Annotated in this window: 1 tRNA gene and 1 pseudogene; one reads left to right on the forward strand and one right to left on the reverse strand. The window is 54.4% G+C overall.

The features are described 5' to 3' along the window. Positions 1–14 precede the first annotated feature (14 nt). Positions 15–91: transfer RNA gene (locus AC628_RS41285), tRNA-Arg, on the forward strand. Positions 92–638: 547 nt separating this feature from the next. Here AC628_RS41285 and AC628_RS44595 read toward each other — a convergent pair. Beyond that, positions 639–1,114: pseudogene (locus AC628_RS44595) on the reverse strand (hypothetical protein); the annotation flags it as partial.

Here is a 1,114-nt window from a genome sequence, read left to right on the forward strand (position 1 = left end):
TACAAGGCGGCCACGGTCCCGTAGCTCAACTGGATAGAGTAGCGGATTTCTACTCCGCGGGTTGCAGGTTCGAATCCTGCCGGGATCGCCAAAGAAAACGGGCAAAAATTTCTTTTAGATCAAAAGCATTTATCCCTTTTATCCACAGGCCGCGCATTCACATTTTGTGTAGAACAGATGCGGATCAATGCAGCTGTTTGATGCGGAATGTTGCACCGAATCCCCGGAAAAATCCCCGAACCAATTTCGCTGCGCGGAACGAGATCGCGCGCGTTATGCCAGAGTGTTCGCACCACTTGCTAACGATCGTGCGCGCACCACATAGCCGCATTAGACGAAGCGTTGAGAGGGTCGCGGAGTCTGTTGAGAAGCTCGAAATCCCTTTCGCCGCTGGCCAACCGCTCGGTGTTCGTCGCCGAAGGCAAACGCCTTCAGGTTCGAGAGCAATCTCGAGCCACACCACGCAAACGGGAAGGAGAACACATGACAGTGTCTCTCACTCTCGAAGCCAGCAGGCCCGACGGTGCGAGTTACCGTCTCGGCTTTGGGTGCTCTATGCCCCTGGCTTGGATTGTGGCCGTACTATCGCGGCTGTTCTGACGAAGAGGGCACCTTGGGAAACCAGGGTGCCTTTTTCGCTAGCGTCGCTTCCTGTATAGCCACGAAGGGTCAGGCCTCTCCGCCGGCTTTCTCGGAGCCGCTGGTTGCGGAGCAAGTCCGAAATCTACTCGCTCACCGCCCACCGCTTCTTGTAATCGTTGTTTGAACAGATCAACATCGCCGAAGTAGTTGGGATAAGCTGCCTTCAGGTTCTCAATTTCATCCACCTCTACCAGCACAGTGTTGAAATTGCCATTCGTGGCGGTCGGCTCCATAGCCTCCGCGTTGTCGTAGGATCGAACAGCGTCTTTGGGACCGTACTCCGGAGAGACGCTCACAAGGTTTCGCGTTCGATCATATCGGATCAGATAATAGTCCGGTCGATTTCTCGGGTCGAACACGTAGTCATCGGTGATTCGCACTGCTTGCCGAAGGTTTTCGAGGGTCGAGATTGCGTCGAGCTTCGCTTGCAGATCGGCTATTTCGACTAAGCGAATGTTGCGATTTTCATCAG

Origin of the sequence: Bradyrhizobium sp. NAS96.2, from assembly GCF_001908235.1 — a bacterium.
GTDB lineage: Bacteria > Pseudomonadota > Alphaproteobacteria > Rhizobiales > Xanthobacteraceae > Bradyrhizobium.